This window comes from Enterococcus crotali (genome assembly GCF_000633635.1).
Lineage (GTDB): Bacteria > Bacillota > Bacilli > Lactobacillales > Enterococcaceae > Enterococcus_L > Enterococcus_L crotali.
In genome coordinates, this window is record NZ_AYPQ01000006.1 from 86,110 (window position 1) to 110,634 (window position 24,525).

Here is a 24,525-nt window from a genome sequence, read left to right on the forward strand (position 1 = left end):
AAACTATTTTCATCTATGTTCTGAGGAGTTAGCTCAGTAAGCTGGATAATTTATTTAGCTAATGCTACTTTATTTAAGAACTGTAATGCTTTTTGCAATGTAATGTTTCCGCCTGCAACTGGTTGCCAGTCATACTGAACCACTTTACCACCATGATTGATGATTGCTTCTGAGAAACTACGTAAACCAACATTGATAAATCCTTGATTTGTCAATAATGCTAACATTGCTTCTGTTGGTTCAATCGCAACTGGGCTCACTGCCGGTGCGGCTTCGATTGCTTTATCAGTTTGCGTCAATGGATGATCTAAAATAGCCAAGGCTAAACGAACTGCTTGCGCGTTACTATCGCAAAGGATCACACCAGCCTCTTTCATGATTGCTTCTTGCTCATGAATATTTTGCGGATCTTCGTCTGTCCCAACAATTGTACCAATTACAAATAATTCTCTACCATCAGTTGCTGCTTGGGCTTTGATTTCTTTGATTGTTGGTGCTAATTCTTGCGCCATATTAGCATGAGAACCATAACCTAATACAACATCCAAAAGAATGATTGCTGTTTCAGGATCTTTGCCTGCTTCTTCTAACATTTCTTTGCGTTTTGTCGGATCGATCATTGGATGAGGTTTGCCTTGTGTATAAACATCGTCACCTAAATCAATGATTTCATGTCCTTGATTTTGTAAGATAAAGCCCTCTGGTGCATGTTCATCACCGGTTAAAGCTAATCCTTCTTTGATCAACATTGCTGCTTCATAAGCTAGCGTTCCGCCAGAGTATAAACCTTTGACATATTTTTGTTCCGGTTTGAAAGAATGAGTAGGAACTGATAAGGTTTCTTTCACTGCTGTGACAGCTTCTTTATTCAATAATTGAACAGCTGTTTGTGCTGCTTCTTCTAATGTATACGCACGATAAAGATTTTCTTCATGAGATGTTGGTTTTTCACCTAAGAAAATTGTTACAGCAGGTTTTGAAATGCTTCTTAAAAGATTTAAAACTTCATCACGAACTTCTGGTGCAGGTGGTTTCGAAATGACAACGACCACTTCTGTATTAGGATCTTTCTCTAATGTCATAATGCTGTCTTTTAATGTAATTCCGCCAATTTCAGCTTTTAAGTCACGCCCACCAGTACCGATTGCATTCGTCACTCCGCCACCTAGTTTGTGGATGATCGTCGTTACTTCTTGAATACCTGTTCCAGAAGCACCAACAACACCGATTTTCCCTTTACGGACAGCATTTGTAAAGGCTACTGGAATACCATTGATGATCCCAGTACCACAGTCAGGACCCATTAATAGAAGTCCTGCATCATGTGCTTTTTCTTTTAAGCGTTTTTCATCTTCAATCGCGACATTATCACTAAAACAGAAGACATGTTTGCCTTCATCTAATGCTTTTTCAATTTCAAGTGCTGCGTGTGTACCAGGAATAGAGAAAACGACTACACCAGCATCTTTGCCAAGCTCAAAGGCTTTGTCCCAAGTTTTTACGACTTCTTCACCTGAAGCGTCGCCGCCACCTTTGGTTTGTTCTTCTAAAAATACATCGATTTCTGCTAATACTTGGTCGATCAATGAGTCGTCTTCAATATCTAATACGATCACCATATCGTTTGAAGATGCTTTTTCTAGCTCATCTGTATATAAACCACCTGTTTTGAAAATGTCTTTATTAGCAGGTGTTCCCATCATAACTGAAACATTATGAACGCCATCGATTGTATTTAATTTGTTTGTTAATAACATCAATACGATAGAATCTTGATAGCTATTCGCTTTAATTATTGTATGCAGCATTGAAATTCCTCCGTTTGTTTAAAAGTGTAGCGGGCTCGTTCAGCTCCGACAGAAAAAATTGATGCGATCGAAGCAGAGCGTAGTGCTAGCCCGCGTAGCTAGATAATTTATTTTACAGAATATTATTCTGCAAACTTATTTTTGTGATCATAACGATCATAATGAATATCGTCACTTACTAAATATTCGTAGATATCATCTACGATTTCAATTCCATTTTCTTCATAATTTTTTTCACGTGCGCGTCCTCGTTCACCAGGATAATTAACCTCAGTAAAACCAGGACTCGGGCTGATTTCTTTTAGTTCATCCAACATTGTTGAGATGTTCTTTTTAAATACTTCTAAACCAATGAAGAAATCTGGATTGATCACAATATGAAGCTGACCTAATTCGCGGCCTTTAGATAAATCATGATACATGGAAGACACGTGTTTGCCAAATGGCACGCCTAATAAAATACCAGATAAAATATCCACCATCATCATTAAGCCATAGCCTTTAGGTCCAGCAATCGGCAACAATGCATTTACTGCTGTTGAATCAGTTGTCGGGTTTCCTTTGGCATCTACCGCCCATGAATCTGGTATGGCTTCTTTTTTAGAACGAGCATGAAGAATCTTGCCCCACGCCTGAACCGTTGTCGCCATATCAAACGTAATCACACGATCGTCATTACTAGGTGCCGCAAAGGCAATTGGATTTGTACCAAAATAAGGTTCGCTTCCTCCAAATGGTACAACCATTGGATCAGATTGGCAAACAGAAAGTGCTACCATATCTTGTTCTGCAGCTCTTTCTACATAATAAGCAAGCGCTCCGCTATGAGAGATATTACGGACTCCAACAACAGCGACACCGTTTTTCTTAGCCATTTCAATGGCTAAATCCATGGCTTTTTCTGCTGCAACAAAACCAGAACCATTATCGCCTTCAAACATACCACAGCTAGGAGCTGTTTGTTCAAAAGAAAAAGTAGGATCGTTCGTGATACCGCCTTTTACTATTCTTTCTGAATAATATTCTACACGCATTGCACCGTGAGAATGAATTCCCCTAGCATCTGCAAAAGTTAAAACATCACTTACGATTCCTGCATGTTCCTCCGACAAACCAGCTTTTTGTATCTTATCTTTGATCAGTTGATGTAAATCCGCTTTTTTTACTCTCATTTAAAACGCCTCCTTATTTTAAAGCGAAGCGGGCTCTTTCAGCTTCGACAGAAAAATAGGAAAAATTGACTGAGGTGCTTTTTGCCTCATTCAATTTTTATCTTTTTTCCGAGAAGCTAGCCCGCGTAGCTAAATACCATACGACAACAATTCTCCGCTTCGCTAATACTTATACGAACTAAACAACATTTTCATGAAGCATCATAGTTCAAAAAATTTTATTTTTTCTCACCAAAAGCATTTGTATTTTCATAGCGATCATAATGAAGTGTATCGCTCTTTAAATAATCATAAATATCTTTTACGATATCAATACCCTCTGCCATTGATTTTTCATAGTTGATTTGATTGATTTCACCAGGATAATAGACTTGCTCGAATCCGTCTGCTGCCGGAATCTCATGTAGCTCTTCTACCATACCGTTCACTGATTCTTTGAACATCTCTAAATCTGTGAAACGTTTTGGATCGATCAAAATATACATTTGACCAACATTACGCCCTTTACTTATATCGTCATACATAGAAGAAACGTGTTTCCCAAATGGTAAACCTAACAGCATGCCAGATAAGATGTCTACCATCATCATCAAGCCGTAGCCTTTTGGTCCAGCAATTGGTAATAAGCCGTTGACTTTATGAGGATCAGTTGTTGGTTTTCCATCTTTATCAACTGCCCATGTATCTGGAATATCTTTATTTTTTGAACGAGCATCTAAGACTTTGCCCCAAGCTTGAACCGTAGTTGCCATATCGAAAACAACAGGTTCATGACCTTTTCTTGGTGCCGCAAAGGCAATTGGATTTGTACCGAAATAATTTTCTTTCCCACCAAATGGCACAACCATCGGATCTGATTGACACATTGCAATTGCAATCAAATCTTGTTGAGCCGCTTTTTTCACATAGTAAGATAACGCGCCACTGTGGCTGATTTTTGAGATGCCAACAGCCGCCACTCCAGATTTTTTCGCCATATCGATCGCATAACCAAGACCAACATCTGCAACGAATTGTCCTGCGCCATTTTTACCGTGAACGATTCCTGAACTTGGTCCAGTCTCTTCAAATTCAATGTTTGGATCAAGCGTTACGCCGCCTTTATCGATTTGTTCTGCATAATATTCTACTCTAACGGCTCCATGTGAGTGGATACCGCATGCATCCGCAAATACCAAATGTGTCGCCACTTCATCTGCATGCTCTGGTTTTAAACCAGCTGTCGTTAATTTTTTTTCGATCAAATCATGCAATTCTTCTGGTTTCACTACAACAGTTTCATTCATTCTTAAACTTCCTCTTCAAATTAAATTTCTGGGTCTCGGTTGCAATCTTTTGAGTAAACATACATTAAAGGCTCATCACGACCTACAGCATAAGCTGCTTGTTGTACATATGAACTCATAAAGATGTAATCGCCTTTTTCAACTGGCATCCATTCATTATCTAAATTGTACATGCCTTGTCCAGAAAGTAAGTAAGCACCGTGCTCTTGATAATGCGTTTCAATATACCCATGGCTTGCACCTGGTTCAAATGAAAGAATGTGGAAGTTCATATCAAAACCTAAATCTTTAGGTAAAAAGTCCCATAAAAGAACGTCTTTCATGCCTTCATATTCGATTGGTTCCATATCATTTACATTGCCAACTACTTTATGCGCTTCATAACCTTCTAATGGTTGGTAGCGTTTTTTGTATAAGAAGATTTCTGTATCAGCCTCTTGACCATTTTCTAGATACATCAATGTGCTAGCTGGTAAATATACATAGCCACCTTTTGTTAATTTGTGCGTCTCTGTACCATCATTAACATTTAGCACACCATCAATCACATAAACAATCGTTTCTACACCTTCGCCGCCGAAACCACGTTGGTTTTTACCGTCTTTGTGCATTGTAATGATATAATCAACAAAATTTGCGCCTAATTGTTTAGAACCCAAAATCGAGCAATCACAATTTTCAAAACCTGGAATCACATTATTTACTAACCCATCATGAGGGATCAAAGCGTAATTATTTTTTTTGATAACAGCTCTAGATGATAATAAACCATCTAGATAACCTGTTTGATTATTTTTATAACCCATTTTTATTTTCCTACTTTCTTTTATTTATAAGCTAATTCGTATAATGTGCTAGCTAGAACTTTGACACCGTTGACTAAATCATCGATATCTGTCGCTTCAGCTGGATTATGGCTGATCCCATTGATACTTGGTACAAAAATCATTGCTGTTGGGAAGTTTGGTGCGATGATTTGAGAATCATGTCCAGCTCCACTATGCATGACTTTGTATTTCATATTTTCAGTCTTAGCTGCTGTTTCGATTGCTGTTACGATTTCTTCATTCATTGGCACTGGAGCTTCATCCATCCACAAATCGATGTCGATCTCTAAGCCATGTTTTGCTGCGATATCTCTCATCAATTGTTCGATTTCTGCTGTAAAGGCATGAAGTTCACCGCTATCTGTATGACGGCAATCCATTGTAAATAGCACTTCACCTGGAACAACATTTACTGTATTTGGTTTCGGTTCAACTTTACCGAAAGTCAACACTAGCGGATCGCCAACTTCTAATGCGCGATCGATCGCTTCGGAACAAATCTTAGCAAAAGCATAAACAGCATCTTTACGATACCCCATTGGTGTTGTTCCAGCATGGTTTGCTTCGCCTTTCAATACAATTGTATAACGTCTTTGTCCAGCAATATTGTTAACCACACCAATTTGTAATTGCTCTTTTTCAAGCACTGTACCTTGTTCGATATGGATTTCTACGAATGCCTTGATATCATCTCTTGCAGCTTTAGTTTCATCTCTAAAATCAAAGCCATGACGTTGCATTTCTTCAACAAATTTTAAACCTTCAAAGTCAGCGATTTCAATAACATCTTCTTTTTTCGCTTCGCCAACAAAGTTTTTACTACCCCAGAATACTGTAGGGAAACGGCTGCCTTCTTCTTCAGCCATTGAGATAACTTCTAATGAACGTTTTGGTTTACCATGTGTTTCTAGTAAATATTGAATCGCAACATAGGCTGCAATAACACCAAATTGACCATCTAAATTCCCGCCATTAACGACAGTATCAATATGAGAACCTGATAAAACGGTTTCTTCTGGATGTTCTGTACCTTCTACTCTACCAAAGAGGTTACCGATCTCATCAAATGAAGCGGTCATACCAATTGCTTCTAATTTTTCTTTTACAGATTTTTGTGCTTCCAACCAAGAATCAGAATACAATAAACGTGTCATTCCACCGGTTGGGTCGTTGCCAATACTTGATAAGTGATCGATATTTTCTTGTAAAACTTTTTTTAAATCCATTTGATACATCTCCCTCTTTTATTATCACAACCATTGTAAGCGGTTGCCCGTTTTCATACACTATCCACATTTCACAAATTAACTCCTATCTTTGTGCGCATTAAACATAAAGACTGTAGCTATTTGGGTTAAAATAGAAATAAGTTAGTGAAATTTTCTGGATTCATGGGCTAATTTTCGGAAAAATGGTAGAATGCAAATAAGCTCAACAATATCTCAGTCTTTTTTTCTATTGAAAGTACGTTATCTTATTATGCTCTAGTTTTGAGACATGCCAAGAAATACAATGAATTTATGAGTTGATATTGATCACTCATGCGATTACTCGTTGCACGAAAACACTTGGTACAAGGTGCACGATGTTACCTATAATTCAAGGAGGACTATTAATGATTAAACAAACATTTCTTTACAGTAAACTAGAAGATTTAGATTTATCCATGACTTTCTACTCAAATGAAGATGACTCTTCTACAAAAGCCACACTCTTGTATTTTCATGGTGGCGGGCTTCTTTACGGAACTCGAGATGATTTACCCGAAACTTACTGTGAACTTTTAGTCGAGCATGGCTATAATTTATTGACTGTTGATTATCCTTTAGCTCCTGAAGTCAAACTGTCTACTATCGTTACTTGTTTAAAGGAAGCGATTGACTGGTTCCTTAAAAATCATCAAACAACGTTAGGTTTGGAAAATTCGAATTATTTCTTGTTTGGACGCTCAGCTGGTGGCTTTCTTTCTTATTTATTATCTGCACGTTATTCTTTACCCGAACAAAAAGGCTTGATCAGCTTTTATGGCTATTATGATTTGACGAATCCGGCGTTCAGCCAGCCTAGCAGTTATTATAATCAATTTCCTAAGATTGCTCCTTTAACTGCTCAAGCATTGATCCAATCTAAACCTATCACAGAAGTCTCTATTAATGAACGTTTTTCCCTTTATTTATCTGGTCGCCAATTCGGTAACTGGTTAAGTTATCTGATCAACTCTCCAGGTGAAAAAGAAATCTTTACTCTTACAGACACAGAACTTACTGAGCTTCCGCCTGTATTTTTAGCTCATAGCTCAGCCGATCAAGATGTGCCAGTTGAAGTATCGCGTATTGCCAGTAATAAAATCCCCCATGTTACTTATGAAGAAGTTGAAGATCTCCCTCATGATTTTGATGGTGATATTACTAAAAGTGAAGGGCTTCAGGTGTATCAAGCTCTGATTGCATGGCTTGATAAAACACTAGCCGTCATTTGATTTTAACATACTTATCCTCTTCTATGGATATAGCAAAAAGACATTCCCAATCACTCAGGAATGTCTTTTAAAATTGCTTTTATTTTTCAGTTGCAGTTTCAGTAATCACTTCTACTGCACGTTTCATGCGGATGTCATGTTTTAACATGTCTTCAGTTAAGACTTTTTTCACTTGATCGATCGGCATGTTGTATTGTTCTGATAAATCTTTGATTTCGTTATCCATATCTTCTTGAGATACTTCGATATCTTCAGCTTTAGCGATCGCTTCGATTACAAGATTTGTTTTCGTACGAACTTCTGCTTCTGCTTCAAATTGTTTGTGCAAGTCAGCTTCAGTTGTACCAGTTAATTGATAGTACATATCTGGAGCGATTCCTTGACGTTGCATGTTGTTTAAGAATTCATCCATTGAACGGTGCACTTCATCATGAACCATTACATGTGGAAGATCAACGATTTCAGCGTTGTCAACCGCTTGACGGATAGCTGCTTCGTCTTTTGCTTCTGTTGCAGCTGCTTCTTTAGATTCTGTTAATTCGTTACGGTATTTTTCTTTTAGTTCGTCTAATGATTCTACTGAATCATCAACATCTTTTGCAAATTCATCATCTAAAGTTGGTAATTCTTTTGCTTTCACTTCGTGAACTTTCACTTGGAAAACAGCTTCTTTACCAGCTAAATCTTCTGCTTGGTAATCTTCTGGGAAAGTTACTTTTACTTCAACTTCTTCGCCAGCTTTTTTGCCAACTAATTGTTCTTCAAAACCTGGGATGAAAGAGTTTGAACCTAATTCAAGAGAATAGTTCTCGCCTTTTCCGCCTTCAAAAGCTTCTCCGTCTTTGAATCCTTCAAAGTCGATTACGACAGTATCGCCATCAACGGCTGCTTCGTCTTCTTTGATGACTAGTTCAGCTTGTGCTTCTAATTCACGTTGGATGCGTGCATCAACGTCTTCATCCGTTACTTCACGGTCTTGTTTTTCAACTGTTAAGTTTTTGTATTCGCCTAATTTAACTTCAGGTTTTACAGTCACTTCAGCAGTTACTACCCAATCTTCACCTTTATTCATGCTTTCAACATCAATTTTAGGTTGTGATACAGGATCGATCCCTGCTTCTTTCACAGCTGCTTCGTATACTTCTGGTAATACTGCGTTCAATGCATCTTCATACAATGCTTCTTCGCCGTACATACGGTTAAATACTTGACGTGACACTTTTCCTTTACGGAATCCTGGTACGTTAAGATTTTTTTGACTTTATCGAATGCTTGTTTCAAGCCTTTTTCAATTAGAGTTTGATCAACTGAAAAAGTTAACACACCATCATTGGTGCCTTTTTTTTCAAATTTCGCAGACATTTGTTTCCCTCCGAATAACTTAATTTTATACATGAATTTATGTTATGCATACCTTTAAATAGTACACTATCACTGGTTAAATGTAAACATTTTAGGTGAGAAGAAGGGAAATAAAACAAAAATTTCTTTTTTGATTGTAAAATGTTCTTCTCAATAATGTAAATGACTCACTTGACTATTTCTTATATTTTTCAATCAAGCTTAAATAGTCTGTATTGTTCTGTAACCCAGTTGACTGATTTTTTTTAGATTTTAGATAGGCTCTTTTCATGAGCTTACTCTTGATGCCAAAAACGAGCCAAGAAAAAAAGCCTCCAAAAAATAATGATAGCGTAATAATTGAAAAAAGGACACCTGGCTCATTATTTCGATCGTAAGTCATAATAAGAATCAATGAAATTAAAAATGCTACGATGCTCCAACGATATTTTTTCTTATATTTCTTATTGATTTTGGTCAGTTCATCCTCTGGAAAATCACTTGCAGAAGGTTTACTGCCAACTAAGTTTATATTTTCTTTATCTGTAGCTGTAATTAAAACTTCAAATATGCTCTCATTAATTTGATATTCAAGCTGCCAAATAGGAATATAAACAAATTCTGAAAAAGGTTCATATTGTAGATTTGTCACCCTTGCATTTCTATTCCGATCACCAGGCACTACTTTTCTCATCTCATCTTCAGCTGCATACTGCGTAACTGTTTGAAATAGGTTTAGTGTTTTCATTACTTCATCCGCTGCTATTTTTAATTGATGTGTACCAGTCAAATAATGGTCGTCATATGGAACCATTTTTAAAATCAAAGGCTTAAAAGAGGCGATTGAGAACAGTTTATCAGCTTCTATGTTCATTTCTTCTGAGACAGAAAAAAAGGAAAAACATTCCCCTGATATACGTCCGTCGCTATAGGACCAGTTTTCTCCTGAATTTTCTTGAAATGTAGTATAACCAACCTCAGCTTCCCAATGACATTCGTACCTAATTGTAACAACTGAAAATGGTATATAAACTTGCTTTAAAGTGATATTCTCTATAGCTACTGGTGACTCTTGATCCACTGAAAACCACTCGTAAAAACGCATCTTCGCTCGTTCTTGTTCCACTTGAAACGGAACTACCTTATCTGCTTGATAAAATTGAGCTATAGCATCTAACTCTTTCTGTGTTGAAAAAGTCGATGCACAATGCTTACATTCAAAACACTGTTTTTCAATATTAAACACAATGGATGACCCACAGTTCGGACAGGTTTCAATATTTTGATTTTTCTTATCAATTAAAGTTTGGATCTCATCTAACATTATTCCGCAGTTTGGGCAATATTTTGTATTTAGATCATTCAGCAGACCACCGCAAGACTTACATTTATTTGGGACAAGTAAATCTTCATTCACTGTTCTTCCTCCTATCAAAATCTTTCAAATATTGTCTCATAGTTTATTTTGATAGTAAATATAAGATGAAAGAGAGGACCTACAACTTTTCAGCCGCAGGTCCTCTCTTTCATCTTAATAATCAAACTGACGATAATAACGTCTGATATCTAACGGATGGCAATTCAACTGTTCCACATGAGCATCGATTCTTTGTGTTACACAATGCATCAACAAGAACGATAGAACTCGTCCGCGATATTTTTCGCTGATTCCTGCAACGGGATAGTCTTTTGAGTCAATGATCGTATAGTTAGCACAAATACGCGGCAATAAATTTGCTACTCGTTCAGCCAATGGCCGTTGTTCGTCCTCACCAATAAATAATGTTACCGCAGTTGTTTCCTCTACGATTTCTAAAGTTCCATGTAAGAATTCAGCGGCATGAATCGATTTTGAAGGCAACCAGCTTTGTTCTTCCCAATAACACATCGCATAAGAATAGACTGCGCCCCATTGATTTCCCGCACCGATGAAATAATGCATCTCATCGTGACGATGGGCTTGGGCAAATTTCAATCCAAAGTCATCCGCCTTTTTCTCAGCCTCAACCAACCCTACAGGAAGATGTTCTTCTAATTCTTGATAATAATCTTCATAATCATCAAATTCGCCATTATTTTTCATCAATCGGTCGGCTAGCATAAAGAACTTGATTTGTTCCGTTCCTGGTGCCGGATAGGTCACGACATGGTCACATTTTCCAGCTAAAATACTCCCTTGTGCATCAATAAAGCCGATCAATGTTGCACCGACAGATTTAATTTCTTCTACCGCTTTAACGACTTCTTGGGTAGTTCCTGTTACAGAAGACAAAATAACGATCGAATCTTTCGTTAAACGGCGATTCCCCGTCGTATAGTATTCAGCAGCATGTTGTACGTAAACCGGTAAATCGCTTTTTCCGTTGATATAAGTAACAGCTTGCATCGCTGAAGCATATGTTCCACCGATACCTAGATAATAAATAGAGTCAAACCCTATTTCCCAGACTTCATCCACAATTTTTTCAACTTCTGGACGTAGTGCTAAAGCCCCTTTGATATCTTCGATTTGTTTTGTTTCGTTAAATTTTAACATTATTTACGCTCCTTAAATTTTACTTTTTAATACTCGGTCGAAATCATCAAAAATTCGTTTGTTTAAATCGATTCCTTTACCTGTAGCAATTTGATATGCTAAATATTGGAAGGGAATCACCAATAGAAGTGGACTGATTTTTTCAGGTATTTCGATAGACAAACTCAATGTTTGCGGCTCTGATTTTGCAACGGTTGTAATCGTGTAACAACTTGCACCATATTTGCTTAAATAGTCCTTTAACGCTTGGCTTCTTCCATTCAATACATTATCATTCTCAATAAAAAACAATGAGTGGTTATGGTTTGCTTCTAAATAAGGGCCATGCATGTATGCTTCAAGTTCAAATCCTTGAGAAGGTAAACGAACTGTTTCGGTAAATTTTGTTTCAAATTCTTTGGCGGTCCCGACATTTGGCCCATAACCAATCGTAATAAAACGTGAGCCAGCAATTAAATCTGTTTGATTTTCCAACCAAAAATCACTGGTTTTTTCGATAACCGGATCTATTTGGCTGATTGCTTTCTTTAATTCTGACAACTCACTTTGTAACATTACTTGATCAATTGACCTGTTTTGATAAGCCAAACGTAATCCTAGTAACATCAAATTCAATACAGTTGCTGAATAGCCTTTCGTAACAAAACCGACTTTCTCGATTCCCATATTTAAATCTAAAACTTCATCTACCACTTTAGTAATTGGACTACTTATATCACTAGTTAACGCAATTGTTTTGATGGATCTAGTTTGTGTTAACGTTTCTACTGCTTGAATGGTTGAAGCACTTTTACCACTTTGGGAAACTGCAATGATCAAATCAATCTTGGGATCGATCTTCCCATAATGTAGAAAATTAAACGGTTCTTCTATTTGAACGTATACAGGTGCTGTCTCTTCTAAATAATATTTTGCAGATAAACAAGCATTGTAAGAAGAACCAGTCGCTAAAATCAGACAGTGATTAACGTTTTTCACATTGATTTGTGCTACATCGAATGATTCAATAATGTGCTCCAACGTTTTCTGTTCCTCATTGATGTAATCCAACATCGTTTCCATTGACCCTCACCTCACTATAAATGTGCTTAAAAAATTCCTATTAAAGAACCTAAAATCCCAACAAGTGCCATCCCTCCAAGAATCGCTAAAGGTTTCACTTCTTTTTTCAAAAGATAGAAGACCGCTCCAAATGTCGCTAATGGCAATAGTTTAGGCATGATATCATCAAAAATGCTCTGCACTGTTACAGCTGTTTCACCACTGCCGCTGATCGTAACTGGAATCGATATATCGATCATCGAAGCTGTCATCCCACCAACTACCATCAAGCCAATGATCGAAGCACCTAAAGTCAAGCTTTCCATCATTCCATTCGCTTGAATCTTTTTCAAAAAACCTGTTCCTAATTTATAGCCCCACCCTGTGAAGAGATAGCGCAAAATAATATGTGGGACGTTAAAAATCAGTAAGAACAAAATCGGTCCTAAAACATTTCCTTGTAAAGCGAGTGAAGTTCCAACTCCAGTTGCGATCAAGCGTAATGTTCCCCAGAAAAATGAATCCCCTAAGCCAGCTAAAGGTCCCATCAGTGAAGTTTTAATGCTATCGATCGTGCTGACATCAAATTGTTCATCAAGTACATTTTCTTCTTCCATCGCCGTATTGATCCCTAAAATCAATGTCACAATATGGGGGGTGGTATTGAAAAAGGCTAAATGACGTTTCAGCGCATGAGCCATATCAGCTTTTTTAGGATACAATTTCTTCAAAATCGGAATCATTGCAAACACATATGCCATATTCATTTGACGCTCGTAATTCCAAGAAAATTCCATTTGGAAAGACCGCCAGAAAACACTATTCAATTCTTTTTTAGTGATCAACTTTTCAGTTTGTTCCTTAGAAGTCTTCGTCATCGTCAATAACCTCCCCGTTTGATGTTTGGATCATTTCTTTGCCTTTATTGTGATTCATGATATTAACCACGATCACAGCTGTGATCGCACCTAAAATTGCGATTCCTGTAACTGGAATTTCGAAATAAGCCATCAAAGCAAAACCTAAAAAGAAATACGGTGCTACTTGTTTGTTGATCAATAAACGTGCCAACATTGCAAAACCAAGTGCTGGAATAATTCCCGTTGCAACGGATAAGCCATGCTGAACAAACTCAGGAATCATATCCAATAAACCTTTGATCGTGTTACTCCCTACAGCAAATGAAATGGAAACAATTAGTGCCAACATCAGTGACAAGCCAAAACCAGCCGCCAAATGCATTCGCTCTACCCCTTTATAATTTCCATCATCCGCGTAATTATCAGCTTTTTGACTCATTGTTGGGATCACCAAACCTAAATAAACGTTTTTCAAAATCAGTGTTAATGTTGCGATCGGTAAGCCTAAAACCAAAGCCGTTTCTGTTCCAGCCCCTGCCGTAATCGCGAATGCAGTTCCTAAAATTCCACCTGTCACCACATCCGGCGGAATCGATGCTCCTACTGAAAATGAACCAATAAATGCTAATTCCAACGTTGCCCCCATAATAATACCTGTTTTAAGATCCCCTAAAACGATCCCTGTAAATAATCCGGTCACGATCGGTCGTGATAAAAGTGACGTGCCTAACGCATACTCAGACTGAGCAATAAATGCAATAACTCCTAACAAAATTGCTTGTACAATCATTTTGATCTTCCTTTCTAAAATGCATCTAAAGCAGCAACTTTTTTATCATTGGGGACTTGTCTGATTTCAACAGCAACACCTTCAGCGATTAACTCTTTGACTAAACTTTCCTCAACTGCGGTTATATTGACCGCTTTAGAAATATTTCTGGTCCCTTCTCTGACTTTCATTCCACCAAGATTGATCTGCTTGATTTCAGGACAAGATTTCGCTAATTTATATGCATCTTCAACACTTTCAACAACAATAAATAACTTATACTTATCCGTCACACCACTTTGCAAGGCACTGATTGAATCCTCAATATTTTTGATCACCAATTTAACACCAGCAGGTTTTGCTAATTTAATCGTCGTTTTACGGATATCATTTTGTGGTACATCATCATTGGCAATCAAAATGCAATCTACACCTAAACTTTGTGTCCACGAAAAGGCAACTTGTCCATGTAATAAACGATGATCCACACGTACTAATTTAATCATGATTAACTTCCTTTCTCTTTTAAAATTCTTCTTCGTCGTCTTTTACTTTTAATGCATTACAATATTGAATCGTTTCCTGAGAAGTTTTTATTGCTTGAGTGATCAATTTTTCCAAAGAGACTGCATTTTCTAATTGGGTATACAGTTCAATCAATAATGATAAATTCAATCCAGAAATTAAATGCACATTCGGCTGTTCAACATATTTGAAAAACTCATTATTCACGCTACCACCAAATATATCTGTGATGATCAACAATTCATTTTCATGATTTTCATTGATCGTCTTTTCCACCGTAGTACCTAAATCAAACCCTTCTTCCATATAGGCACAAATAACTTCTACATTCGTTGCTTTTCCACAAATCAGTTCTAAAGAAGTTCTAATACCTTGCGCAAAATTTCCGTGTGTTGCTAAAATAATTTTTCTTGCCATCCCGCTCACCTCACTTACACTTTATTAATAGCAAAAAGGGTGCCAACTTTAGTGGCACCCTTGATTTATTGATTAAAAATCAGTTTCAGCACTGATATATTCAGTGTTTTCAAATAAAACATCATGAACATAAGAAAGCTCTGAATCTGGAATATTGACACTATAGACTTTCTCGATGACACTAAAGGCTTCTTTGATGTCCTTTAACTCTTTTTCGTGACACTCCTGTAAAGTGTCAAAACCACTATAAACTTCGATCGGTACATTGCGGATCAATCGTTCAACCAAACAGCTTACATGAACATACAACGCTAACTTTCGATCGTTGGTAATACGATGACCCCAGCGTTCTTCTAGCTGTTTCATAAATTCTTCAATTTGTTCAATGATTTTTTCTGTATCCAGAATCGTCACAGATTGAATCACACGATCTAATGAAAAATTACGAATCAGCTGATTACTAAATTCTTGCTGAGAATCCAGGACTAGCTCTTTTTTCAACCACTCTAACAAGTTTTCGATCCCAATTCCGGCGATCAAATCCTCTAATGAAACAAAAGGGATATTTTCCACGGCTGGATTGGCTGTACCAACGATCCCCAGCACATCATACAATGAAAAAGCTTTTTCAAATTCAACGGGATCACGTAACTGACGGAATTCACATGGAATAAGTTTTACAGCAGTTGTATCTGGTAAACTTTTTTCAAGTAAATTACTAATTTGAACAGCTGTCCCAATACCGGTAGCGCAAGTCGTGAGAATGATTTTTTCTTTTTTCGTTTCCGGTTGAATAATTTCCCACTGATACTGATGACGATCGATCGCCTTGGCTGGGATCTCAACAAGTTGCTGTTGTCTTTGGATTCCTTCTCCCACCGCAATCGCTAAACTAGTTGTTACATTATTCATCAATACAATGGGTGCATTGGATTCTTTGGCAAAATAACGATGGATTTCCTTTAATGACCCCATATCAAATAAAATGATCAAGCCGTTTGATGTATCATTTCGTTCAATGTATTGCATCAGCTTTTCCGCAATTTTCTTTGGCGTGACATCGAGCGGCATATCGAAAGATTGAAACAACAATTCATTCAACATCCGATTAGCCACATTTGCAATACTGCTAGCTGTAGCGTAGCCATGTGCCACGATCACCGCTTTAGGATAAGCAGTTTCCTTGGTATAGCCTAGATTATCAATATAAACAGATAAAATAATCCGATCCATACTGGAAACTTCAATATCCAATGACGTTTTGACTAGATTTAAAATTTGCTCTGCATATCGATAACTACTCGGTAGCTTAGCTTTGATATCCAGTAAAAAGCTCTCGATCAACTGAACCATCTCAACTTCTGGCAGCCATTCTACATAACGTCGTTGAAACAGATAGTGACTGATTGCATACACTAAGCTTCCATTGAAACTAATTTGATAAGCAGATTCAATTTTTTCTAGCATCTGCCGCACATGCTGAGTAATAAATAGCAACATCTCATGCTTTTGGTCTCTTTTTGTTTCAAATAATAAATAATCAAAAAGATAATCAATTTCCTTTGAAATCAAGCCTACTGAAGTGTTTAGTTCTGATTGGTTATGAACATAAGTTAGCAAAATTTTTTCATAACTTTGAATAATTCTCTTTTGTTCTGGTTCACTTTCTTCAATTAAATAGTCCAAGTTACTTTGACTATCGATTCTTAAAAGTGAGTCGGCATCTGAAAACGTCGTTTCATGATTTTCTGCTAGCAAATCACTAGGTAATGAATGCAAGGTGATCGGGATTTGTATTTTTTCATGATTGACAGTAAAACTTTTAGCTGTAATAATCTTGATCAGATTTTTCAATTCCCCTACATTCCCTTTGTATGAACGATTTTCTAGAATTTTGATGACCTGTGGTGAAACGAGTAACGGTCTCAAAATGGTTTGCTGTTCTTCAAAGAAAGAGCGAATAATCAACTGTTTTCGTTCCGCCTGAGTCCGTTCATTAAGCGCTGGAATTTTGATTTGAACTGGAATTCGTCTTAAAAATGTCGTTAAAAAGGTACTGCTCACCTCTTCCGTCGTTGCAAAAGCCAATCGGCAATTAACTGCGATCGGATGATTACTTTCCCCCATTTTATAAATAATTCCTTGATCCAGAAAAGTGAATAATTTTTCTTGTCCTTCTGCACTTAATCGATGAACTTCATCCAAAAATAGAAAACCATCTGTTGCTGCTTCAAAAGCACCCACTCTTTCAGTATCCGCTCCAGTGAATGCTCCTTTTACATGACCAAACAAATGGCTTGTCAATAATTCCGGGTTATCTGCATACTGCGCACAATTCACAGTGATAAATGGTGCATCACTAATCAATAGATCATTTGCTAAACAAAATTGATAGAGCAATTGAACTAAATAGCTTTTGCCTGTACCACTTTCTCCAGTCAACAGTAGCGGTAACCCACCATTTGGGTAGAGCGCTGCCATTTTTAGTTGTTCGATGGTTTGCGCTAAGCTGCCACGATTACCGATCACATTTTGGAAAAAATCAATTTTCTTATCAAAAATCGGCTTCTCCTTTTCTATATCTGATAAATTTTGATAATACGAACTTTTTAGCGGATAATTTTGTAGCTCGAACGTTTTTTTATGAAAAAAGTAAACAGGACGTGTATTAACCTTTACTAAGATTCCTTCATCTGCAAGCTGGTTTAGATAATGGCTTGCTGTATTTCGTTTGATTGAGAATTTTTCAGCAATATCGGATGCTGAAAAATATCGCTTACATTTTCAGGATTGAAAAAAGATGTTTGATTTTTTAGATAGTCTAACAGTTTTTCTTTTAACATATGATCCCTCCTGCCTTCATCATAGCGAATGTTTTTATAAAAATAAATCTCTTTTTTCATCAGAAATCAAATTTATTTTCTTATTCTAACGATACGTTGACTATACGTGCAAAAAGTGAAATATTTGGATCTGATATTAGAAACACTCTTGTGTTCGAATTAAAAAAAGATGTTCCGCTTTTAAAAGCCTGAACATCTTTATACCCTATGAATTATCTTCTGCCACTATCTGAATGAAGCGTTTCGTCTCTTGATACGCATGAAGTGCAGCCTTTTCTAAATGATTGTCAAAAGACTCCGCGGCTTCAACTCCGGCAATATCGGAAATCCCACGAATATTCACGACAGGAATATCATAAAAACTCGCAACTTGTGCGATTGCAGTACTTTCCATATCAGAGGCTCTTGCTTCTGGAAAAAGCTCCTTCACCTTTGTCACGAATTCCGCTTCACTCATAAAGGAATCAGCTGTTACGATCAATCCTTTGTGTAAACCATATGCTTTAGGCTTTTCTAAGGACTCAAAAATAGCCAACCATTTTTGACTCAACCTGTAGTCTATTGGCATTTGCGGCACTTGCCCAAACGCATAATCAAAGCCAGTCGCATCCACATCGCTATAGGTAAGTGTTGTTCCATAAACAACATCACCTATTTCAACTTCACTCAAAAAACCACCTGCTGAACCTGTATTAATGATCACATCAGGTCGAATCGTTTCACAAACTAAACTAGCAGAAGCTGCTGCATTGGCTTTACCGATCCCCGTTTCCACTAAGAATAAAGAATAACCTGGCTGACCTATTACTTCTTCGATCACGGTTTTGCCTCGTCTCAAAATCAAGTCCGACTGATAGGAACCTCTAAAAGGGGCTAATTCTTCCTGCATTGCTGCTGCTATAGCGATTTTCATTTATCTGCCTCCCACAGTTTCCCGATATCTTCTTGCACATCGACTTTCGTCCCGCCAAAATGTTCTTTTATATAGTCTTTAACTTCTTGGCTATGATAAAGTTCTGCTAGTTTCTTTAACGCCTGATCCTGTTGACGGTTTTCTGTGGTTACTAAAACATTGATGCTTTGCTGCGTATTTTCATCGATTTCTTCTTTAAACAAAGCATCTTGCAAAACATTTAAGCCGCCTTCAAACGCAATTGTATTACTGATCAAAGCTAGATCGACATCTTGTAACACTCTTGGTCCAGTGGTATCATCGATCATTTTAAACTCTAACTGCTTAGGATTTTCAATGATATCAGATGGTGTGCCTGTTCCATTATCAAAATCCTTGGCTAATTTGATCAAACCAGCTGTTTCCATCAAGCGTAACCCACGTGCCGTATTCGCTGGATTATCTGCGATTGCAACGACTGCTCCGTCTTTGATGTCTGAAACTGATTTGTATTTATCCGAATAAATTCCCATCGGTTCCATATAGGTCGTCGCAATCGGCACTAATTTTTGATCGCTATCTTGATTAAAACTGTTTAAATAGCCTAAAGATTGGAAAGCATTCACATCAACTTGCTCTTCGACCGTCGCATTATTCAGTTGAGGACCGCCATTGATTTCTTTCACTTCAATCGTTAAATCAGCTTTCTTAGCTAAATCTGAATCTGCAATAAATCGCCAGATATCAGCATCACTGTCTACTGATCCTAAAACAATTTTGGTTGTTTCATTCTGTTCTTTACTTGCCTCTTCTTTATTCTGACTGTTACAACCCGTCACTAAAAACAAAGCCGCTAAGAGGCCAAATCCAATCCACTTTTTCATAACAGTCTCCTTCAACTATTTACTATGATTCAACCTAAATGATATCTCGCTCAAAAGCCGCTGTACTGATTCCTTGAGCCAATACTAATTTAGCCCATTCTTTTGCTGAAAAAAGAGAATGATCTTTATAATTCCCACAACTTTTTGCATCCGTCCCTTGAACGTCAGACCATTGAATTTCCTCTATGATTTGAGTTAACGTTTCTTTTAACGCTTGTCCAACTTTTTGCGCTGGATAATTGCCCCAAACAATCAAATGAAACCCTGTGCGACAACCAAACGGTGAAACATCAATGATTCCATCTAAACGATCCCGCAATAAATCAGCTAGTAAATGCTCTAACGTATGAATCGCCGCTGTCGGAATTTCTGCTTGATTTGGTTGGGCAAAACGCAAATCGTAATTAGTGATTTCGTCTCCTTTTTTCCCAACCTCTGTCGTAATCACTCGCACATAAGGAGCAATCACTTTATTATGATCTAATGTAAAACTTTCAACCTCTGCCATGGTCACACTCATCCTTCCAGTTCACTATTTTGCTTAACCCCAAACCTCATTCGCCACATCAATCACTAACGCTAGCTTTTTCCACTGATCTTCCTCAGTCAAAATATTGCCTTCTTCTGTTGATGCAAATCCACATTGAGGACTTAAACTCAAGCGCTCCAAGGGAACAAATTTACTTGCCTCTTTAATTCTATTCACTAAGGTTTCCTTCTCTTCTAACGTACCATCCTTACTCGTAACCAAACCTAAAACCACTTGTTTATCTTCTGGAACAAAACGTAACGGCTCAAAATCCCCAGAACGCTCATCATCAAATTCCAAGAAAAAGGCCTCAACCTTTTGATTACCTAATAGTGTATCTGCGACCGGCTCATAGCCGCCAGAAGTGGCCCATGTTGAATGGTAGTTACCACGACATACATGAGTTGTTACATGTAAATCTTCTGGTAAATCAACGATCGCATCATTATTCAAACGTAAATACAACTCTTGCAACGCTTGGGTATCATATTCCCCATTAGTCATCGTCGTCCAAAAATTCTTATCCACTAACATGCCCCATGTACAATCATCTAATTTTATATCCCGACAACCTAAATCATATAAAGCTAAAATCGTTTCCCGATACGCCTTAGCAATATCTTGATATAAAACTTCTCGATCTGGATAAAATTCATCAACCTTTTCTTCATTAGAACTACGAACTAACTCCGCTAACAACTGTGCTGGTGCAGGTATACTTTGACGAACAGGTGTCCCATCCGCAATTTCAGTCAAAAATTCGTATTCTTCAAAAACCGGATGCTCTGGATTAAAAGCGATTTTTCCAGTCAAACGTGCTGAATCAGCTCTTGTTTCTTCTCCATGAAATAAATAGCCTTGATCCATTACATTATGCTCAACCCCTTTAAAGCCCCAGAAAAAATCAAGATGCCAGTAACTACGACGGAACTCCCCATCACTGATGACTTGTAAGCCGATTTCCTTTTGTTTTGCGACTAAATCCCGAATGGCTTGATCTTCGATTGCTTTTAATTCATCTGCTGAAATTGCACCAGAAACAAACTCTTCCCGCGCCTTTTTTAACGATTCCGGACGTAAAAAACTTCCTACGATTTCATAACGATGTACTGAATTTTGACACATAATTAATTTCCCCCTCATTTTTTAAATAGAAAACAAAAAAATCCCTAGAAAAGTCAAAGACTCTTCTAAGGATGTAATAAACATACATGGTACCACCTTAATTCACAAAAATCATAGGATTTTTGCCTCTACTCTAATACGCCGCCACTGCTTGATATTAGGATTCTTGCTAACGGGAATAACCGTGCACCTCTAAAATAATCTCTCGAAATGCCCACTCAAAAGCCATTTTCAAATTCGTTTTCTTCCGCCTCTTTTCAGCTACCAAGGCTCTCTTTTAGAAATTCCACAGAATTTTACTTTCTTTTTCTACGTGTTTTTTTATTTATTTTTAATTATGATAGCAGATGGTTTTTGTGATGTCAAATGAATAATTAAAAAAATGAAGCTACTTAGCATAGTAATCATTTATAATATACATTTGGAGGATGAGAATGAAAGATAAACTAAAAAAAATGTTTCAATCATTTTTGGTTTACTTTTAATAATAACTACTAGCCTTTTGGCAAATTATTACAGTAACTATCACTCTGTCTAGGAGCTATTTCTAAAATCGATCTTGCTGATAACAACTATAATAAGAACATCCAGACACTGTAACAGTTTAGCAAAAAAATTAATTATTCCAGTATTATCCCAAATAAGCAAAAATGGAGAAATCCTGACTTTTTCTATTATCGATCTAGAACATCTTTCGACTTTTAATGCTGAAAAAATTTGAGAAATAAAAAAAGGCAATTAATATCTTTGGTATTCCGAATGATATGAAAAAATAAAGAATGAATAATTAAAGCTACTTAGTTATGGGAACCTCAACTTTTTGGTGTCGAGTTGACTCTCGAAAATACTCGAATAACTAACATCATGATTTGATACAAAAATCTTAAATATAGGAATTTTTATTTTGAACATAAAATAGCTTTTGTTCATTTTTTTACTCTCTATCACTGGATTATAAAATATAGCTAAGAAAAATTTTTTGTTATTTTTCCTTATATATAAGAGAGAGGATTTTAAGTGTTATTTAATCGAGGAATGTCAGATTTTTTATTGCGAACAGTTGTTTTTTTCGGTATACTAATAGCCATAGGATAGAAATAATTAACAAGAGGAATAGTAATCATTCGCTTAGCACGAAATGAGTGAATTAGATGCACTTTCTCCTAACGATAAAACTAAATAATTGGCACTTCCTGATCTGGCTACCAACCAAACTAGAGAAGTTTTGATTAAACAGCGTAACCTGCTTAAACAAATCGCCAATAGTGTATGTCATGCTCCTATTTTTACATACTTTTGTCTACCAGAAGACCGCAAATCTTCTCCTTTCAAGTACAAACGAGTAAAAATAGCTATTTTTTGACTTGCCTATTGTCAACGATTGCAGGTGTAACTGTAGTCGTTTTTTTGTTGCCATCCTATAAAATTTGAGAAAAAGAGCAAAATAAATAGGCACTTCACTCACTGGTACCACCCAGTAAATGAAGCCCTGAATAGACAGCGTAACCCATCTATCCAAGTTGCCTGATTACTAGTACCGTAGCACTAGCTTCTTTATTGTACCTAATTTTTGTAAGAATTTCTAGACAGTTTAGTAAATTTGTTCAGATTGGGTAAAGAATCGTGCTGTAGTCTGTTAGTCATCCCAACGATAGAGGCGGCAATCTCTATCGTTTTTTCTTTTTCTCACTTGTTAGTTGTTATTAAAATAAACAATAAAAGGAGAACTTACTTATGAAAAATTCCGCACTTTGTATTAAAGCTGTTCCTTATCAGGAAATTATTGATCTTAGAGATACGGTTGAACGACTGCAATCGTGGCAAGAACCGTTGGTGGTTTTGGAGAAGTATTTTACAAATCCAAATACGCCGATTAATAAGAAACAGGTTGTGAAAGATTATTATGCATGTTCAAAATTATTTTCAATATTTATTGAAGATTACCAACATTTACTAAAAACAGCACATTCAGATTTATTAAAATTAATCACACAAGAAAAAATATAAAACACCTCTAATAAAATTTCTTTACAAAAAAAAGAGAAAACCATACTCTATAAAGTTTTCTCTTTTTCTAGATATATAAAATTTTAAACAATGCCTAGAGCAAAAGCAATTACTTGTACCAAAATACCACTAGCAGTATTTTGAAACAGATCTGATAAAAATTCGGCTTTATTTTTTTTAATAATTGATTCAAATAAAGTCTTATCTTGTTTTTCTGCAGCTTTTAATGCTTCTTGACTAGCAGCTTTCACTGGTGAATCAATCTTAATACTTGATATAACAGTCTTTAATGCTAACTCAATTGACTGCCAATCATAATTTCCTTCTGAATCTTGACTCACATTATTTTTATTTCCAATCGTTGAAGAATGAATTGAACTATTTTGAATATCTCCTACGTTTACAGAAGAATGATCATCCCTATGATTAAAGGAATTAGCATTATGCGAGTTAACATTCGTATCTTTTTGAATTCCCCAATTCAAATTATTATGATCTCCTTTAAACTCATGATGGTCACCTTGAATAATTTTTTGTTCAGCAACATTTACAGTGTAATCTACATTTTGTTTATTAAATGCCATTTCTACTTTCGCTCGTACGTCTTCCAAAAAGTCACTATCTTTAAAGAATATAGAATAGTACGTTCCTGAATTAAGAAGAAAAGATAAATAAATCCTTCCACTCAGATATGCTTGATAAATCGAAAATATATACCATCCAGAAAGCACACAACCAATAATTCCTATAAGTGGCTGTATAAATATTAATAATAGCGAAATAATAAAAACTGCAATGGCTGGAATTGGAATTTTTAATGTCTTTTTCCCAGCATAAATTCGAGAGATATTACTTAATTGAAGTGTGACATCCTCAAATTTTAGCAGGTTGTCTTTGATAACAAAAGTATCTGTAATAATTTCATTATCCGTTGACTCTAAAAATTTTGTTAAATTATTGCTCATCTTGATAACTCTCCTTTATTTTTTTCTTTGGATGTATTAATTAAGTCTAAAAAAATATACATACTTATAGAAATAAATAAACAACCTAATATATAATACCACACTTAAAGTAAATAACAATATTCTTTTAGATTTTTTATTTCAACAAAAAAATCAATAGAATAACACAGATTTTGGAATTCTGTGTCACTCTATTAACTCTTAATAGATCAAAAAATA

19 protein-coding genes, 2 pseudogenes and 1 other annotated feature are annotated in these 24,525 nt (G+C 36.4%); of the genes and pseudogenes, 2 read left to right on the forward strand and 19 right to left on the reverse strand.

What is annotated here, in order from left to right; genetic code table 11:
- Positions 1 to 50: 50 nt before the first annotated feature.
- From fdrA to allC, 5 genes are all read right to left on the reverse strand, one after another.
- Complete coding sequence (gene fdrA / locus V192_RS0113850) at positions 51 to 1,808, reverse strand: acyl-CoA synthetase FdrA (protein ID WP_025872719.1); 1,758 nt, start codon at positions 1,806 to 1,808, stop codon at positions 51 to 53.
- 122 nt (positions 1,809 to 1,930) lie between these two features.
- Positions 1,931 to 2,980, reverse strand: coding sequence for an ureidoglycolate dehydrogenase (allD, locus tag V192_RS0113855; RefSeq protein ID WP_025872721.1), 1,050 nt, complete (start codon positions 2,978 to 2,980; stop codon positions 1,931 to 1,933).
- Positions 2,981 to 3,198: 218 nt separating this feature from the next.
- Positions 3,199 to 4,266, reverse strand: a complete 1,068-nt coding sequence (gene allD / locus V192_RS0113860) for an ureidoglycolate dehydrogenase (protein ID WP_025872724.1) — start codon at positions 4,264 to 4,266, stop codon at positions 3,199 to 3,201.
- Positions 4,267 to 4,286: 20 nt separating this feature from the next.
- On the reverse strand, positions 4,287 to 5,072 hold the full coding sequence (allE, locus tag V192_RS0113865) for a (S)-ureidoglycine aminohydrolase (RefSeq protein WP_025872725.1): 786 nt from the start codon (positions 5,070 to 5,072) through the stop codon (positions 4,287 to 4,289).
- Positions 5,073 to 5,092: 20 nt separating this feature from the next.
- The gene (gene allC / locus V192_RS0113870) at positions 5,093 to 6,319 is read right to left on the reverse strand and encodes an allantoate deiminase (RefSeq protein WP_025872727.1); all 1,227 of its coding nucleotides are present in this window, start codon (positions 6,317 to 6,319) and stop codon (positions 5,093 to 5,095) included.
- Positions 6,320 to 6,708: 389 nt separating this feature from the next.
- On the opposite strand from allC, the gene V192_RS0113875 reads away from it, so the two are divergent.
- The gene (locus V192_RS0113875; RefSeq protein ID WP_025872729.1) at positions 6,709 to 7,572 is read left to right on the forward strand and encodes an alpha/beta hydrolase; all 864 of its coding nucleotides are present in this window, start codon (positions 6,709 to 6,711) and stop codon (positions 7,570 to 7,572) included.
- 79 nt (positions 7,573 to 7,651) lie between these two features.
- Here V192_RS0113875 and tig read toward each other — a convergent pair.
- The 13 genes and pseudogenes from tig to V192_RS0113940 form a co-directional block, all read right to left on the reverse strand.
- Positions 7,652 to 8,934 (reverse strand): annotated as a pseudogene (gene tig / locus V192_RS20280) (trigger factor).
- 175 nt (positions 8,935 to 9,109) lie between these two features.
- Positions 9,110 to 10,330 (reverse strand): zinc ribbon domain-containing protein, encoded by a 1,221-nt coding sequence (locus V192_RS0113885; RefSeq protein WP_025872732.1) that lies wholly within the window; start codon positions 10,328 to 10,330, stop codon positions 9,110 to 9,112.
- Between the two features lie 114 nt (positions 10,331 to 10,444).
- Positions 10,445 to 11,449, reverse strand: a complete 1,005-nt coding sequence (locus V192_RS0113890) for an SIS domain-containing protein (RefSeq protein WP_025872734.1) — start codon at positions 11,447 to 11,449, stop codon at positions 10,445 to 10,447.
- A gap of 12 nt (positions 11,450 to 11,461) precedes the next feature.
- A complete protein-coding gene (locus V192_RS0113895; protein ID WP_025872736.1) occupies positions 11,462 to 12,511 on the reverse strand; it encodes an SIS domain-containing protein in 1,050 nt (349 codons plus the stop codon).
- A 26-nt stretch (positions 12,512 to 12,537) separates the two neighbouring features.
- Positions 12,538 to 13,368: a PTS system mannose/fructose/sorbose family transporter subunit IID gene (locus V192_RS0113900; RefSeq protein WP_025872738.1), complete on the reverse strand. Its 831-nt coding sequence runs from the start codon at positions 13,366 to 13,368 to the stop codon at positions 12,538 to 12,540.
- Positions 13,352 to 14,140, reverse strand: a complete 789-nt coding sequence (locus V192_RS0113905) for a PTS mannose/fructose/sorbose/N-acetylgalactosamine transporter subunit IIC (protein WP_025872741.1) — start codon at positions 14,138 to 14,140, stop codon at positions 13,352 to 13,354. Before V192_RS0113905 ends, V192_RS0113900 begins: the two co-directional genes overlap by 17 nt.
- 14 nt (positions 14,141 to 14,154) lie before the next feature.
- Complete coding sequence (locus tag V192_RS0113910) at positions 14,155 to 14,625, reverse strand: PTS sugar transporter subunit IIB (RefSeq protein WP_025872743.1); 471 nt, start codon at positions 14,623 to 14,625, stop codon at positions 14,155 to 14,157.
- 19 nt (positions 14,626 to 14,644) lie between these two features.
- Positions 14,645 to 15,061, reverse strand: a complete 417-nt coding sequence (locus V192_RS0113915) for a PTS sugar transporter subunit IIA (protein ID WP_025872745.1) — start codon at positions 15,059 to 15,061, stop codon at positions 14,645 to 14,647.
- 72 nt (positions 15,062 to 15,133) lie between these two features.
- A pseudogene (locus V192_RS20285) lies at positions 15,134 to 17,904 on the reverse strand (sigma-54-dependent transcriptional regulator).
- A 205-nt stretch (positions 17,905 to 18,109) separates the two neighbouring features.
- Positions 18,110 to 18,817, reverse strand: coding sequence for a 5'-methylthioadenosine/adenosylhomocysteine nucleosidase (locus tag V192_RS0113925; RefSeq protein WP_025872747.1), 708 nt, complete (start codon positions 18,815 to 18,817; stop codon positions 18,110 to 18,112).
- A complete protein-coding gene (locus V192_RS0113930) occupies positions 18,814 to 19,680 on the reverse strand; it encodes a MetQ/NlpA family ABC transporter substrate-binding protein (protein WP_025872749.1) in 867 nt (288 codons plus the stop codon). The genes V192_RS0113925 and V192_RS0113930 overlap by 4 nt, the downstream gene beginning before the upstream one ends.
- 34 nt (positions 19,681 to 19,714) lie before the next feature.
- Positions 19,715 to 20,188: an S-ribosylhomocysteine lyase gene (locus V192_RS0113935; RefSeq protein WP_025872751.1), complete on the reverse strand. Its 474-nt coding sequence runs from the start codon at positions 20,186 to 20,188 to the stop codon at positions 19,715 to 19,717.
- Positions 20,189 to 20,221: 33 nt separating this feature from the next.
- A complete protein-coding gene (locus tag V192_RS0113940; RefSeq protein ID WP_025872753.1) occupies positions 20,222 to 21,334 on the reverse strand; it encodes a 5-methyltetrahydropteroyltriglutamate--homocysteine S-methyltransferase in 1,113 nt (370 codons plus the stop codon).
- Positions 21,335 to 21,398: 64 nt separating this feature from the next.
- Positions 21,399 to 21,655, reverse strand: a binding site (T-box leader).
- A gap of 1,413 nt (positions 21,656 to 23,068) precedes the next feature.
- Here V192_RS0113940 and V192_RS0113945 point away from each other — a divergent pair.
- Positions 23,069 to 23,341, forward strand: coding sequence for a hypothetical protein (locus V192_RS0113945; protein ID WP_025872755.1), 273 nt, complete (start codon positions 23,069 to 23,071; stop codon positions 23,339 to 23,341).
- An 83-nt stretch (positions 23,342 to 23,424) separates the two neighbouring features.
- On the opposite strand, the gene V192_RS0113950 is transcribed toward V192_RS0113945, so the two are convergent.
- Complete coding sequence (locus V192_RS0113950) at positions 23,425 to 24,306, reverse strand: hypothetical protein (RefSeq protein ID WP_025872757.1); 882 nt, start codon at positions 24,304 to 24,306, stop codon at positions 23,425 to 23,427.
- Positions 24,307 to 24,525: the final 219 nt, after the last annotated feature.